The 14,234-nt window shown below is 70.0% G+C and carries 16 protein-coding genes; 7 read left to right on the top strand and 9 right to left on the bottom strand.

All coding sequences use genetic code 11. The features are described from left to right. Nucleotides 1-21: 21 nt before the first annotated feature. The 7 genes from OHA68_RS16155 to OHA68_RS16125 all read right to left on the bottom strand — a co-directional run bounded on the left by OHA68_RS16155 (nt 22) and on the right by OHA68_RS16125 (nt 5,621). Nucleotides 22-816 (bottom strand): SDR family NAD(P)-dependent oxidoreductase, encoded by a 795-nt coding sequence (locus OHA68_RS16155; RefSeq protein WP_327108368.1) that lies wholly within the window; start codon nt 814-816, stop codon nt 22-24. 66 nt (nt 817-882) lie between these two features. Beyond that, a complete protein-coding gene (locus tag OHA68_RS16150) occupies nt 883-1,836 on the bottom strand; it encodes a lysophospholipid acyltransferase family protein (protein ID WP_407674445.1) in 954 nt (317 codons plus the stop codon). A gap of 17 nt (nt 1,837-1,853) precedes the next feature. Beyond that, nucleotides 1,854-2,849 (bottom strand): NAD-dependent epimerase/dehydratase family protein, encoded by a 996-nt coding sequence (locus tag OHA68_RS16145; RefSeq protein WP_327108367.1) that lies wholly within the window; start codon nt 2,847-2,849, stop codon nt 1,854-1,856. A gap of 22 nt (nt 2,850-2,871) precedes the next feature. Continuing rightward, a complete protein-coding gene (locus OHA68_RS16140; protein WP_018654693.1) occupies nt 2,872-2,970 on the bottom strand; it encodes a 30S ribosomal protein bS22 in 99 nt (32 codons plus the stop codon). Between the two features lie 179 nt (nt 2,971-3,149). Further along, complete coding sequence (locus tag OHA68_RS16135) at nt 3,150-3,353, bottom strand: helix-turn-helix domain-containing protein (protein ID WP_043629748.1); 204 nt, start codon at nt 3,351-3,353, stop codon at nt 3,150-3,152. A gap of 312 nt (nt 3,354-3,665) precedes the next feature. Beyond that, nucleotides 3,666-4,448 carry a phosphatase gene (locus OHA68_RS16130; RefSeq protein WP_189142115.1) on the bottom strand — a complete coding sequence of 261 codons (783 nt, stop codon included), beginning with the start codon at nt 4,446-4,448 and terminating at the stop codon, nt 3,666-3,668. A gap of 9 nt (nt 4,449-4,457) precedes the next feature. Continuing rightward, entirely contained in the window at nt 4,458-5,621 is a 1,164-nt protein-coding gene (locus OHA68_RS16125) for an acetoin utilization protein AcuC (protein WP_327108366.1), read from the bottom strand. A 173-nt stretch (nt 5,622-5,794) separates the two neighbouring features. On the opposite strand from OHA68_RS16125, the gene OHA68_RS16120 reads away from it, so the two are divergent. The 4 genes from OHA68_RS16120 to OHA68_RS16105 all read left to right on the top strand — a co-directional run bounded on the left by OHA68_RS16120 (nt 5,795) and on the right by OHA68_RS16105 (nt 9,232). After that, the gene (locus OHA68_RS16120) at nt 5,795-6,859 is read left to right on the top strand and encodes a sensor histidine kinase (protein ID WP_327108365.1); all 1,065 of its coding nucleotides are present in this window, start codon (nt 5,795-5,797) and stop codon (nt 6,857-6,859) included. Further along, complete coding sequence (locus tag OHA68_RS16115) at nt 6,856-7,524, top strand: response regulator transcription factor (protein ID WP_327108364.1); 669 nt, start codon at nt 6,856-6,858, stop codon at nt 7,522-7,524. The genes OHA68_RS16120 and OHA68_RS16115 overlap by 4 nt, the downstream gene beginning before the upstream one ends. 80 nt (nt 7,525-7,604) lie before the next feature. Further along, nucleotides 7,605-8,495, top strand: a complete 891-nt coding sequence (locus OHA68_RS16110; RefSeq protein WP_327108363.1) for an ABC transporter ATP-binding protein — start codon at nt 7,605-7,607, stop codon at nt 8,493-8,495. Then, entirely contained in the window at nt 8,492-9,232 is a 741-nt protein-coding gene (locus OHA68_RS16105) for an ABC transporter permease (RefSeq protein WP_327108362.1), read from the top strand. The genes OHA68_RS16110 and OHA68_RS16105 overlap by 4 nt, the downstream gene beginning before the upstream one ends. A gap of 113 nt (nt 9,233-9,345) precedes the next feature. Here the strand turns inward: OHA68_RS16105 and proC are convergent, their stop codons facing one another. Both proC and OHA68_RS16095 read right to left on the bottom strand, forming a co-directional pair. Further along, nucleotides 9,346-10,140, bottom strand: a complete 795-nt coding sequence (proC, locus tag OHA68_RS16100; protein WP_327108361.1) for a pyrroline-5-carboxylate reductase — start codon at nt 10,138-10,140, stop codon at nt 9,346-9,348. A 45-nt stretch (nt 10,141-10,185) separates the two neighbouring features. Continuing rightward, the gene (locus tag OHA68_RS16095; RefSeq protein ID WP_189142108.1) at nt 10,186-11,067 is read right to left on the bottom strand and encodes a proline dehydrogenase family protein; all 882 of its coding nucleotides are present in this window, start codon (nt 11,065-11,067) and stop codon (nt 10,186-10,188) included. A 77-nt stretch (nt 11,068-11,144) separates the two neighbouring features. On the opposite strand from OHA68_RS16095, the gene OHA68_RS16090 reads away from it, so the two are divergent. From OHA68_RS16090 to grpE, 3 genes are all read left to right on the top strand, one after another. Next, the gene (locus OHA68_RS16090) at nt 11,145-11,612 is read left to right on the top strand and encodes a hypothetical protein (RefSeq protein WP_327108360.1); all 468 of its coding nucleotides are present in this window, start codon (nt 11,145-11,147) and stop codon (nt 11,610-11,612) included. Between the two features lie 151 nt (nt 11,613-11,763). Further along, nucleotides 11,764-13,635 carry a molecular chaperone DnaK gene (gene dnaK / locus OHA68_RS16085; RefSeq protein ID WP_327108359.1) on the top strand — a complete coding sequence of 624 codons (1,872 nt, stop codon included), beginning with the start codon at nt 11,764-11,766 and terminating at the stop codon, nt 13,633-13,635. After that, a complete protein-coding gene (gene grpE / locus OHA68_RS16080; protein WP_327108358.1) occupies nt 13,635-14,228 on the top strand; it encodes a nucleotide exchange factor GrpE in 594 nt (197 codons plus the stop codon). Before dnaK ends, grpE begins: the two co-directional genes overlap by 1 nt. Nucleotides 14,229-14,234 lie beyond the last annotated feature (6 nt).

Raw genomic sequence — 14,234 nt, 5'->3', positions numbered from 1 at the left:
GCCACAACCCGCCTTCCGGGTTCACAGCTCCTTGCGCGCTCCCCCGTCGATGAGGAAGTCGGCGCCCGTGGTGCTGCCCGAGCGCGGTGAGGCGAGCAGCGCCACCGTGTCGGCGATCTCCTGCGGGTCCACGAGGCGGCCGGTGACCAGGCGCATCATCTCGGGCGCCACCTGCGCGATCACGCTGTCCCGGTCGGCCCCGGCGAAACCGGCGATGATCTCGGCGGCGCCGCCCTTCTTGGTCCACCAGTCGGTGAGCACCGGACCGGCCGAGACGGTGTTGACCCTGATGCCCTGCGGGCCGTACTCCTCGGACACGGCCTTGCTGACGTGGTTCAAGGCCGCCTTGGCGGCCGCGTAGTCGACGTTCATCGCGCCGGGCTGCACGGCCATGGTGGAGGAGATGTTGACGATCGAGCCGCCGCCGCGGTTCAGCATGACGGGCACGGCCGCGCGGATCGCCCGTACGGCGGAGAACAGGTTGAAGTCGAACATCTTCTGCCACTCGGCGTCGTCCGGGGTCAGGAAGCCGACCCTGGGCAGGGACACCCCGGGCGGCGGGCCGCCGGCGTTGTTGACGAGGATGTCGAGCCCGCCGAACTCCTCGACCGCGCGGGCCACCGCCCGGGCCGGGGCCTGCGGGTCCATCAGGTCGGCCGCGACGTGCACCGCCTTGCCGGGCAACTCACCGCCGGAGGTACGGGAGACGGCCACGACGTGCGCGCCCTCCTCGGCCAGGGTGCGGGCGACGGCCAGGCCGATGCCCTTGGACGCGCCGGTGACCAGGGCGACGCGGCCGGAAAGCTGCAGATCCATGATGTTCCCCTTCAGCGTTCGTTGTCAGGGGGAGAACACCGGCCAGGCCGCGGTGGTTGCGGCGGATCAGAGGAAAGGCGGGAAGGCGTGCCCGCGCCGCAGCCTGAGCTGGTCGAGCAGCTGCTGGATGACCTCGCGGATCTGGTCGGTGAGGTTGAACACCAGCATCGGATCGTCGGCCGCGGCCGGGTCGTAGTCGTCGGTCCTGATCGGCTCGCCGAACTCGATCAGCCACTTCGACGGCAGCGGCACCAGGCCGAGCGGCCCGAGCAGCGGGAAGAACGGGGTGATCGGCAGATAGGGCAGGCCGAGCAGCCGGGCCAGGGCCGGCAGATCGCCGATCTTGGGGTAGATCTCCTCGGAGCCCACGATGGCGGTGGGCACGATCGGCACCCCGGCTCGGATGGCCGCGGCGACGAACCCGCCACGGCCGAACCGCTGCAGCTTGTAGCGCTCGGAGAAGGGCTTGCCGACGCCCTTGAAGCCTTCGGGGAACACCCCGACCAGCTCGCCCTGGCGCAGCAGCCGGTCGGCGTCCTCAGGGCAGGCCAGCGTGTGCCCGGTCTTGCGCGCCAGGTGACTCAGCATCGGAAGCTGGTAGACCAGGTCGGCGCCGAGCAGCCGCAGCGCCCTGCCCGCCTCGTCGTGCAGCGCCACCTGCAGCATCAGCGCGTCAACGGGCAGGGTGCCCGCGTGGTTGGCGACGATGAGCGCGCCGCCGTCCCGGGGCACCTGCTTCAGCTCCAGGGCCTCGGCCCTGAACCAGCGGTGATAGAGCGGGCGGAGCAGTTCGAGCAGCACCTTGTCGGTCAGCTCGGCGTCATAGCCGAACTCGTCCACCTCGTAGTCACCGGTGACCCGCCTGCGCACGAAAGCCAGCAACCCGGCCAGCGCATCAGACCGCTCTCCACCCACCGGCGCTTGCTCGCCGTTCGCCAGTGCTTGCTCGCCGTTCGCCAGTGCTTGGCCGTCGTTCGCCAGTGCTTGGCCGTCGTTCGCCGGCGCTTGGCCATCACTCACCGGCCATCGCTCCTCGTTCACTGGCGGGCACCTCCGAGCCGCCGCAGTCCGTGCGAGCGCAGGAAGTCGTCGAAGGCCGCGCCGGTGCTGAACTTCGGCTTCCAGCCCAGCTCGGACTCCAGGGCGCCGGAGTCGACCACCCGGCCATGGCTCATCAGGCGCAGCTGCTCCGGCGAGTAGTCGACCAGTCCCGTCCGGCGCACCATGGCGCCCAGGAGCTGGACCGCGGGAGACAGCAGCGGCAGCGACAGCCGCCCCGCCCGGCGCGCGCACTGCGACAGCAGCAACACGCCTGCCCCGGCCACGTTGTACGTGCCGGGGTGATCTTCCTTCGCCATCCGGCGCAGCACCTCGACCGCGTCGTCCTCATGGACGAACTGCAGCCGTGGGTCGAAGCCGAACACGGTCGGCAGCACCGGCTGGGTGAAGTAACGGGTCAGCGGCGAGTCGACGCCGGGCCCCATGAAGTTGGCGAAGCGCAGCAGCGACACGCTGACGTCGGGGCGTCGGCGCGCGAACCCGCGCACGTAGCCCTCGACCTCGGCCGCGTCCTTGGCGTAGCCGTGGCTGGGGCCGTCGTGCGACTCCAGGTCCTCGGTGAACACCGCCGGATCCCTGGGAGAGGATCCGTAGACGGCCGTGGTCGAGCGGACGACCACGCGCCGCACGGTCGCGGAGCGCTGACAGGCACCGAGCAACTGCATGGTGCCGATGACGTTGTGCTCCTTCATGGCGGCCCGGCCGGTGCCCCTGGAGGGGGCGCTCACCAGACTCATGTGGACCACGGTGTCGACGTCGGCGGCCGCGATCACCTGAGCGATGTCGGGGCTGCGCAGATCGACCCGTACGAACTCGGTCCGGCCCAGGGAGATGCCGCCATCACGGGTCAGCGAGGGCGGCGGCACGGTGTCCACTCCGATGACGCGGCTGACGTCCGGGTCCGCCGCGAGAACGCTCGCCACCCGTGCGCCGATGTGGCGCGAGACCCCGGTGACTAGCACGGTGTGGGTCATCAGCGCCTCGCAGCTGCGTCGACTACTTCTTGTTACGCCGCTGGATGCGCGTCTTCTTGAGCAGCTTGCGGTGCTTCTTCTTGGCCATCCGCTTGCGGCGCTTCTTGATAACAGAGCCCACGGGACCCCCAGGTAGCTGATCACACGTCTGAATCGATGTGCGAGCGCACACCGGGTGCCAGACTACCGGCGATCGGTGGTGGATCGCTCCCCGGGGTGAGAGCCCGGCCGCTCGAGTGTCGGCCGGGCCTCCCCGCGACGGTATTCACGGCGTGCTCACGGCGCGCCGCTACTCCAGTTTCAGCCTGCCTCGATGTAGGCCTCGCGAAGATAGTCGTGCACCGCCTGTTCAGGCACTCTGAACGAGCGACCGACGCGGATGGCCGGCAACTCGCCCGAGTGCACCAGTCGGTAAACGGTCATCTTCGACACTCGCATGACCGTGGCCACTTCAGCCACTGTCAGGAACTTCACCTCGCTGAGAGGTCTTTCGCCTGCAGCCATCGGACGCCTCTTCCGCACGTGTTTCCGGGTTATCCCCACTGGTGCCATTGCTCACGCACGTGTACTGCCGTCAGCGTAAGTCGGGACTCCGAGTGCGCAAACCCCCTAGTTTCTCAGTTCGCGGAGTCGCCTGTCAGCAGAACCAGCAAACTCCCTGGCCAGCCGCCGGATCGAGCCCCTCGCCTGAACCCTGGAACTGTCCAAGTTGTCACACATAAGAGTCGCCCAGGCCTCATCAAAAGTTGGCAAAGGGACGGCGAGGCTCTTGGAATGCAGGCGCGAAAAGACGGTATCGGGAGGACCGATTTCGACTCATAGGGCTCGTGTGACTCTTGTGACCAAGCGCTCAGTCAACGGCGTGTAATAGCGCGGTAGCACATTGTCATCGAGTGGCACCACCACATCGATCTTGCCCTCCGCCTCTCCGACGAAGAGCCCGGGGTCGTTGCTGTCGGCGAAAGCCACAGTGGGCACTCCCGCCTCTCCAGCGGCCCCTGCCCAGCCATGGTCGGCGATAACCAGGTCAGGTCGCGCCGCGCCGAGCTCGGCCAGCATGTGCTCCATCGGGGCCGCGTCGTGGGTGTGCACGAACGCGCCCTTGTCGTCGAGCATCGCCACGTCGCCCAGATAACGGATCCGGCGCGGCCGGCCGAAGCCCGACCCGGAGTAGGCCCAGCCCTCGGCGGGCGTCAGGAGGCTCGCCCCGCACTCCAGCGCGAGCCTGGCGAGCGGCAGGTGCACGGCCAGCAGGCCGGTGGGGTGCCCGGTGGCGAACAGCACCCGGGGCCGCTCCGCCGTCAGCGCGGTGGCGATCCGGTCGGCCATCGCGTCGAGGGCGTCGATGGTGCGCTCGGGGTCGATGGTGTCCTGGCCCCAGCGGTGACCGGGGTCGGCGACCACGCCGGCGGCCTTGGCCATCAGCGCCAGCACGTCACGGAACGTCCAGCGCTGCTCGAAGGTCAGGCCCAGCATGTAATAGGGGTCCTGGTTGGCCAGCGAGCTGTAGTGGTCCAGGTTGTTCTCGCGCGAGGTCGCGACGTCGCCGGCGATGCGGCTGTGGATCAGATGATCACGGAGTTCGTCGCGGCTCAGCACTGTTCGTCCTTAGGGCATCGGGTCAAGGCCGTGCAGAGGGAACACCGCGTGCCGGGTCGCCATGACCGCACGATCGATGGGGTCCGCTGGATCATAACCACCGGATAGATCCTGAAATTCCGGGCTTCTGCCGTCCGTCATGGTCAGCGGGGGCACCTCACCCGTACGTTCCCGTACGAGCTGCCGCCAGCTCTCGCTCGTCGGGGTGGCCGGGTCGAGCGGGTAACCGGACAGCTCGGCGAGCAGGTGCGTCCACGCCCGCGGCACGACCTGCACGAGCTCGTAGCCACCACCGCCGGTCGCGATCCAGCGGCCGCCGGCCGTCTCGTGCGCCAGGCGGTGCAGCGCGGCGTAGGCCATCCGCTGGCCGTCGACGCTGAGCATCAGGTGCGCGAGCGGGTCCAGCGCGTGGCTGTCGCACCCGTGCTGGGTGACCAGGAAGTCCGGCCGGAACTCGCGCAGCAGCGGCGGGACGACGGAGTCGAAGGCCCGCAGCCAGCCGGCGTCGCCGCAGCCCGCCGGCAGCGCCACGTTGACCGCGCTGCCCTGGGCGCCGGTCTCACCGGCCGAGCCCGTGCCGGGGAACAGGGTGATCGGGCTCTCGTGCAGGCTGATCGTCAGTACCCGCGGGTCGTCGTAGAACATCGCCTGCACCCCGTCGCCGTGGTGCACGTCCACGTCGACGTAGGCGATTCGCTCCACGCCCTGCCGCAGTAGCCAGGCGATGGCCAGCGCCGGGTCGTTGTAGACGCAGAAGCCGCTGGCCGCGCCGGGCATCGCGTGGTGCAGCCCGCCCGCGATGTTGACCGCGTGCTCCACCGAGCCGTCGTAGACCGCGCGGGCCGCGGCCAGCGAGGCGCCCGCGATCAGCGCGGAGGCCTCGTGCACCCCGGCGAAGGCCGGATTGTCCGTCGTGCCGAACCCCACCGACAGGTCCGCCCGGCCGGAGGCCGAGACACGCTTGACGGCCTCGATGTAGGCGGGATCGTGCACCATGGCCAGCTCGTCGTCCGTGGCCGGCTCGCAACCGCCCATCTCGACCTTGTCCAGCACGCCGAGATCCCTGGCCAGCGCCATCGTCAGCTCGACCCGGACGGGGGCGAGCGGGTGTGCGGGGCCGAAGTCGTAGGAGGTGAGGGCGTCGTCCCAGATGACCCGCGCCGACTGGCTCATGCGTGCTCCGTTTCCCTCGCCTTGAGGCGACGTTACCGCAGCATCACTGGCGGCCGTTCAGAAGGATCGCCCGGCGACCGAGCGGAGGTATCACGTAACCTCTGATCATGCGCTTCGTGCGTCCCTTTCAGGCCGCATGGCGATTTCTCCGACGCCCACGGGTTTTCGACGCCTTGCTCGTCATCGTGGTCGTCGTGCCGGCGGCCATCGGCGGGGTCTTCGCCTGGGCGGCAGGGCAACCGGCCGTGGCCGCGGGCACCGCGCACTTCGCCCTCACCATGCTCCCTCTGCTGGTACGGCGGACCCGGCCGCCCCTGGCCGCCGCTCTGGTCGTCGCCCTTGAGCTCGCCGGCCTGGCTACCGGCATCGTCGACAGCAGCAACAGCCTCGGCAGCCTGATCGCCTTCTACAGCGTGGGCCGCTACACCCAGGGCCGCACCACGCTCATCACCACGGTCCTCAGTTGCGCCGGCTACGCGATCGGCGTCGCGCTGATCGATCCGGCGCCGGGCTTCTGGGTGGGCGCCATGTTCGCCACCGCGATCCCGGTCGGCTTCGGCCAGCTCGTGCGGGTGCGGGCCGAGCTGCGCGAGCGCACGCAGCAGGAGATGGCCGACAGCGCCGTACGGGCCGAGCGGCGGCGGATCGCCAGGGAGCTGCACGACGTGGTGGCCCACCATCTGAGCGTCATCAACGCGCTCGTCGGCGGCGCCAGGGCCACGCTGCCCCCGGGCCAGGACGTCACCCGCGACGCGCTGGCGGGCGCCGAGCAGACGGCCCGCCAGGCGCTGGCGGAGATGCGTCAGCTCCTCGACGTGCTCAGAGCCGACGGGGGCGGCGCCGCCGACGCCGCCACCGGGGTGGGCGCCGCCCGGCTGCCCGCGCTCGTCGAGGAGGCCAGGACCGCCGGCCTGCCCGCCAGCCTGACTGTGGCGGGTGAGCCGGTGCCGCTCCCCACGGCCGTGGACCACGCCGTCTACCGGATCGTCCAGGAGGCCCTGACCAACACCCGCAAGCACACCGTGGGCGCTCGGGCCAGCGTCCTGCTGACCTACGACGCCACGGCGATCGAGGTCGAGGTGGTCGACGACGGCGCCGCCAAGCTGCCGGCGGCCAAGGGCTTCGGCCTCAGCGGCATGGCCGAGCGGGTGGCGCTGTGCGGCGGAGACTTATGGACCGGCCCGCGCGCGCAGGGCGGCTTCCGCGTGCACGCGCGCATCCCCCTGGAGAAGAGATGATCACGGTACTGCTGGTCGACGACCACGAGCTGGTGCGCAAGGGCTTCAGGCTGATGCTGGACGCGCAGCCGGACCTGACCGTCGTCGGTGAGGCGGCGGACGGCGCCGAGGCCGTCCGGCTGAGCAGGCTGCTCAGCCCCGACGTGGTGCTGATGGACCTGCACATGCCCGGGATGGACGGGGTGCGGGCCACCGAGCAGATCACCGGTGAGCTGCCCGGCGCGCGGGTGCTCGCCCTGAGCACGTTCGACCTGGACGAGAACGTGGTCGCGGCGCTGCGCGCGGGCGCCTGCGGTTTCCTGCCCAAGGACGTCTCGCCGGAGGAGCTGGTGGACGGCGTGCGCGTGGTGCACCGGGGCGAGGCCGCCGTCGCGCCACGCCTGCTCACCGGGCTGATCGGCGCGTTCGTCCGGGCTCCGGAACCACGGCGCGCCGTCCCGTCGCCGCACCAGGACGCCGTGGCCAAACTCACCGAGCGCGAGCGGGAGATCCTGGTGCTGATCGCGCGGGGCCTGTCCAACGCCGAGATCGCGCAGGAGCTCGGCGTCGCGTCCTCGACCGTCAAGAACCACGTGCACAGCCTGTTCGCCAAGATCGGCGTCCGGGACCGGGCACAGGCCGTGATCGTGGCGTACGAGGCCGCGCTGATCAGCCCTGGAGAGTAGGACCAGGGGCCCAGAAGCCCGCCCCGCGAACGGTCCCTCAGCAGGAAGGCAACGCCCGCTCCGCCGATCATCCTGGTGTCATGACCGCTATCCAGGCAATGAACCTCACCAAACGCTACGGAGATACCGTGGCCGTGGCGGACCTGTCCTTCGACGTCCAGCCCGGTCAGGTGACCGGGTTCCTGGGGCCGAACGGCGCCGGTAAATCCACGACCATGCGCATGGTCCTCGGCCTGGACCATCCTTCCGGCGGCTCCGTGCTCATCGGCGGCAGTCCGTACCGAGAGCTGAGTCATCCGCTGCGCAAGGTGGGCGCGCTGCTGGACGCCAAGGCCGTGCACGGCGGGCGCAGCGCCCGCAACCACCTGCTCGCCATCGCGCAGAGCAACGCCATCCCGGCGGCCCGGGTCGAGGCGGTGCTGGAGCTCGTCGGCTTGACCCAGGTGGCCAAGCGCCGCATCGGCGGCTTCTCCCTCGGCATGTCACAGCGCCTCGGCATCGCCGCCGCGCTGCTCGGCGACCCGGAGATCCTGCTCTTCGACGAGCCGGTCAACGGCCTCGACCCCGACGGCATCCTGTGGATCCGCACGCTCATGCGCGAGCTGGCCGCCGAAGGACGGACCGTGTTCGTCTCCAGCCACCTGATGAGCGAGATGGCGCAGACCGCCGACCACCTGGTGGTGATCGGCAAGGGGCGGCTGATCGCCGACACGAGCGTGCAGGAGTTCATCGGGCGCAGCTCCCAGGCGTACGTACGCGTACGGTCTCCGCGCCTGGCGGAGGTCGCCGAGTTGATCAGGGTCGGTGAGCTGCACCAGGACCACCTGCGGGTGTCCGGGCTGGAGCCGCTGGAGATCGGCACGATGACGGCCCGGGCCGGGCTGCCGCTGGAGGAGCTGACGCTCGTACGGCCCTCGCTCGAATCCGCCTACATGGAGCTCACCAAGGACAGCCTGGAGTACACGTCATGATCGACATCGTCCGGTCCGAGTGGACCAAGATCCGTTCCGTCCGGTCCACCGTGTGGACGCTGGCCGTCACCGCGCTGCTGATGGTCGGCATCAGCGTCCTGCTCGGGGTGGCGATCACGAACTCCGGCGAGACCGTGGGCAGCCAGGAAGCCATCGCGACCAGCCTGGCGGGCACGGTGTTCGCCTCACTGTCCATCGCCACGTTCGGGGTGCTCGTGGTGTCGGGCGAGTACCGGACCGGGTCCATCAGGACCACGTTCATGGCGGTGCCGAAGCGGCTGCGGGTGCTCATCGGGAAGGTCGTGGTGTTCACCCCGGTGGCACTGGTCGTGTGCACCGTCTCGTCCTTCGCCGCCTACCTGCTGGGCGGGCAGCTGATCCTCGGGACGACCTCGCTGAGCGATCCCGGGGCGCTCCAGGCGATCTTCGGCTCCGGCCTCTACCTGACCGCCGGCGGCCTGTTCGGGCTGGCGCTGGGCGCGCTGGTCAGGCACACGCCCGGAGCCATCGTCTCGGCCATCGCGCTGATGCTCATCCTGCCGCAGCTCACCAGCATGCTGCCGGGGCAGTGGGGGGCCACGGTGCACAGCTACTTCACCACCAACGCCGGGATGGAAGTGGTGCAACCCGGCCAGAACGCCATGCTCGGCCCGTGGTCCGGCTACGCCGTGTACCTCGCCTGGGTCGCCGTCACCCTGATCGTCGCCGCCGTGCTGATGAGGCGGCGGGACGCCTGACCAACCGCAGGCGAACTCGCGGAACGGCTGATCAGCCGCGGGCGAGCTCGCGGCCACGGTCACGGACGTCCTGGTCAGCCGGAGGCGAGCTCGCGGCCACGGTCGCGGGCCGGTCAGCCGGAGGCGAGTTCGCGGCCACGGTCGCGGGCCGCCTCGATGGCGGCCAGGAAGGCGGCGCGGACGCTGTGCCGCTCCAGCTCGGCGATCGCCGCGATGGTGGTGCCTCCCGGCGAGGTGACGGCCTCGCGCAGGATCACCGGATGCTCGCCCGAGTCGCGCAGCATCACGGCCGCGCCCACGATCGACTGGGTGACCATGTCAAGCGCCGACGCCCGCGGCATGCCGAGCAGGATGCCCGCGTCCACCATGGCCTCGACCAGGTAGAAGAAGTAGGCCGGGCCGCTGCCCGACAGCGCCGTGGCGGCGTCCTGCTGCGACTCGGGGATGCGCAGCACCTTGCCGACCGGGTTGAGCAGGTCCTCGGTCCGCCGCAGGTGCTCCTCCCCCGCGTGCGAGCCGGCCGAGACGCAGCTCATCGCCTCGTCGAAGCGGATGGGCGTGTTGGACATGACCCTGACCACGGGCGCCTCGACGCCCAGGCGCTGCTCGACGAAGGCCGTGGTGATGCCCGCCGCCGCGGTGATCACCAGGCGGTCGGCCGGCACGTAGGGGGCGATCTCGGCCAGCAGCGCCGCCATGTCCTGCGGCTTGACCGCCAGCACCAGCGTGTCGGCGGACTTGGCGGCCTCGATGTTGGACACCGTACGGACCCCGTAGGTCTCGCGCAGGGCCAGGGCGCGCTCCGGCCGGCGCACGGTGGCCAGGATCTCGGCCGGCTCGAACCCCGCCCGCAGCAATCCGGACAGCAGGGCCTCGCCCATCTTGCCGGTGCCCAGAATCGCGATCATCTTCTGCCTCTCACCTGGTCGACGCTGGCCGCAGCCTACCGGCGGCTAGCCCCGCGTCAGCAGCGAGCGGGCGAAGAAGGCCAGGTTGGCGGGGCGTTCGGCCAGGCTGCGCATCAGGTAGGGATACCAGGCGGCGCCGTAGGGCACGTGGACGCGCACCCGGGCGCCCTCGGCCGCCAGGCGCTCCTGCTCGTCCGGACGCACGCCGTACAGCATCTGGAACTCGAAGCCGGACGGGTCGCGCTCCTCCAGCACCGCCAGCGCGGCGGCGATGCGGATCAGCCGGGGGTCGTGCGTGGCGACCATCGGGTAGCCGGTGCCGGCCATCAGCACCCGCAGGCAGCGCGCGAACGAGCGGTCGACGTCGGCCGCCGAGGTGTACGCGCCGGGCGCCGTGTAGGCGCCCTTGCACAGCCGCACCCTGGCCCCCTCCAGCCGGTGGCAGCGCCGCACCGAGTCCCGCAGGTAGGCCTGCACCACGACGCCCACGTCGGGGTGCTCCTTGCGGAGCGTGGCGTGGATGGAGTGCAGGGCGGCGATGGTGTCGTGCTCCTCGGCGTCGAGGGTCAGCGTGATGCCCATGGACACGGCGGACTCGCAGATGGTCGCCGCGTTGTCGAGGGCGAGCTGCTCCGACAGGCGCAGCCCCAGCGCGGTCAGCCGGACCGACACGTCGGCGCCTTCCGGCAGGCGTTCGAGCAGGGCCAGGTAGGCCTGGACCGCCCGTTCTGCCTGGGTTCTGTCGTGGACGGCCTCGCCGAGATGGTCGACGCTGACGAGCAGGCCCGCGCGGGTCAGCTCGTCGACGGCCCGGCCGACGTCGTCGGCGACGTAGCGCCGGACCACGTCCGCGGTGAGCGGCGAGGTGGAGACGACGCGCTCGGCGCGATCGCTCCGGGAGATGGCGTGGAGAGCCTGACGCAGCACGCCATCACCCTAACTTCACCGATGCCCGCCGCTGCGGTGATTGGCCGACTGAACCGGTCGGCTGTCACATTCGTCGTATGGGTATGCGAACAGCGACGACGACTTTCCTGGCCGGATGCCTGATGCTCGCGGCCGGCTGCGGCGCGGCGGCGGCCCCTGCGCAGGAGGCCGCTCCCGCGGCTCCCGCCACCACGGTGGCCGCTATCGAGGTGCCGACGACCACACCGCCGACCGGGGGCCCGAAGCAGGTCAAGCCGGTCGGCAACGCGATCAACCCCCGCAAGGCCCGCTGGAAGACGGCCAAGCCGGTGTCCAAGAACCGCAAGGTGCGCCTCGTCTGGTGGTCCGGCGTGGAGCCGTGCACGGTCCTCGACCGGGTGAAGGTCAAGGAGACCGCGAAGCGGGTCACCATCACCCTGTACGAGGGCGCCGCCCCCGAGGCGAAGGACGTCTCCTGCATCATGATCGCGGTGGAGAAGACCACCACGGTCAAGCTCAAGTCCCCCCTCGGCAACCGCAAGATCGTGGACGGCGCCAAGTCCTGACACGTCTGCCTGCTCCCCACGACTTCCGGACATCGGGAACGATTCCGCCACCTCAGGGGTTGAGTCGGATAGGCTCAAGTCGTTTGACAAAGACGGCAGGCATTCGTACGTTGAGTCTGACCGACTCAACTTTGACTACAAGGACGTACTCATGGCACGTGCGGTAGGTATCGACCTTGGGACGACCAACTCCGTCGTCTCCATCCTCGAGGGCGGTGAGCCCACCGTCATCGCCAATGCGCAGGGCTCGCGGACCACGCCGTCCGTGGTCGCCTTCGCGAAGAACGGCGAGGTCCTGGTCGGTGAGGTCGCCAAGCGGCAGGCCGTCACCAACGTGGACCGGACGATCCGCTCGGTCAAGCGCGAGATGGGCACCGACTGGTCGCAGGAGATCGACGGCAAGAAGTTCTCGCCGCAGCAGATCAGCGCCTTCGTGCTGCAGAAGCTCAAGCAGGACGCCGAGGCCTATCTGGGCGAGAAGATCACCGACGCCGTGATCACCGTCCCGGCCTACTTCAACGACAGTCAGCGCCAGGCCACCAAGGAGGCCGGCACGATCGCGGGCCTCAACGTGCTCCGCATCATCAACGAGCCGACCGCGGCGGCCCTGGCCTACGGGCTCGACAAGGAGAAGGACCAGACGATCCTGGTCTTCGACCTCGGCGGCGGCACCTTCGACGTGTCCCTGCTCGACGTCGGCCAGGAGGACGGCCACGGCTTCGTGGAGGTCAAGGCCACCAGCGGCGACAACCACCTCGGTGGCGACGACTGGGACCAGCGGGTCGTCGACGAGCTGGTCAAGCGGTTCAAGAACGCCCACGGCGTGGACCTGTCCAAGGACAAGATGGCCCTTCAGCGCCTGCGTGAGGCGTCGGAGAAGGCCAAGATCGAGCTGTCCAGCCAGTCCGAGACCAACATCAACCTGCCCTACATCACGGCCTCCGCCGAGGGCCCGCTGCACCTCGACGAGAAGCTGACCCGGGCGGAGTTCCAGCGGCTGACCGCCGACCTGCTCGAGCGCGCCAAGGGCCCGTTCAACCAGGTCATCAAGGACGCCGGCATCAAGGTCACCGACATCGCGCACGTCGTGATGGTCGGCGGCTCGACCCGCATGCCCGCCGTCTCCGACCTCGTCAAGGAGCTGACCGGCGGCCAGGAGCCCAACAAGGGCGTCAACCCGGACGAGGTCGTCGCCATCGGCGCCGCCCTGCAGGCCGGTGTGCTCAAGGGTGAGGTCAAGGACGTCCTGCTGCTCGACGTGACCCCGCTGTCGCTGGGCATCGAGACCAAGGGCGGCATCTTCACCAAGATCATCGAGCGCAACACGACGATCCCGACCAAGCGCTCCGAGGTCTTCACCACGGCCGAGGACAACCAGCCGTCGGTGCAGATCCAGGTCTACCAGGGCGAGCGCGAGATCGCCTCGTACAACAAGAAGCTGGCCACCTTCGAGCTGACCGGTATCGCCCCGGCGCCGCGCGGCATCCCGCAGATCGAGGTCACCTTCGACATCGACGCCAACGGCATCGTCAACGTCTCCGCCAAGGACCTGGGCACGGGCAAGGAGCAGACGATGACGATCACCGGCGGCTCCGCGCTGCCGAAGGACGACATCGCGCGGATGATGCGCGAGGCCGAGTCCTACGCCGAGGAGGACAAGAAGCGCCGCGAGGAGGCCGAGGTCCGCAACAACGCCGACGGGCTCGCCTACCAGACGGAGAAGTTCCTCCGCGAGAACGACGACAAGGTGCCGGCCGACATCAAGACCGAGGTGACGGACGCGCTCGGCGAGCTGAAGAAGGCTCTTGAGGGCACCGACACCGACACGATCCGCACCTCGGCGGAGAAGCTCGCCACGGTCAGCCAGAAGATGGGCTCGGCCATCTACGCCCAGGGCCAGCAGGCCGGCGGCGGTGACGGCGCTCCCCAGGACGCCACGCCGGGCCAGGAGCAGAAGGCCGCGGACGACGACGTCGTCGAGGCCGAGATCGTCGACGAAGACCAGCCGAAGAAGGACAAGTGATGCCGCCGCGTGACAACGGACACGAGGAACCGGTGATCCGCGACAACCGCAAGATCGACCCGGAGACGGGCGAGGCACGGGTGCAGGGCGACGGCGGCGGTCCCGCCGTCGCGCCCGAGGCGCCCGCGCAGGCCGACGGCGAGCTGTCCGCGCAGCTCGCCGAGCGGACCGCCGATCTGCAGCGTGTCCAGGCCGAATACACCAACTACCGCAGGCGCGTGGAGCGTGACCGGGTCGTCGTCCGCGAGCAGGCCATCGCGGGCGCCCTCACGGAACTGCTCCCGGTGCTCGACGACATCGGCAGGGCCCGCGATCACGGCGAGCTCACCGGTGGCTTCGCGAAGGTGGCAGAGTCGCTGGAAGCGGCGCTCACCAAGCTCGGGCTCAACACCTTCGGGCAGAAGGGCGATCCGTTCGACCCGGTGATCCACGAGGCGCTGATGCACAGCTACTCGCCGGATGTGACCGAGCCGACCGCGATCGAGGTGCTGCAGTCCGGCTACCGGATGGGTGAGCGGGTGCTGCGCCCGGCGCGGGTCGCCGTGGCAGAGCCTGGGGACGCCCCTTCGGCGTCCGACGAAGACGACAACTGACGAGCA

The organism is Nonomuraea glycinis, from assembly GCF_035920485.1.
Classification (GTDB): Bacteria; Actinomycetota; Actinomycetes; order Streptosporangiales; family Streptosporangiaceae; genus Nonomuraea; species Nonomuraea glycinis.
This window is presented reverse-complemented; position numbering and strand designations above follow the sequence as displayed.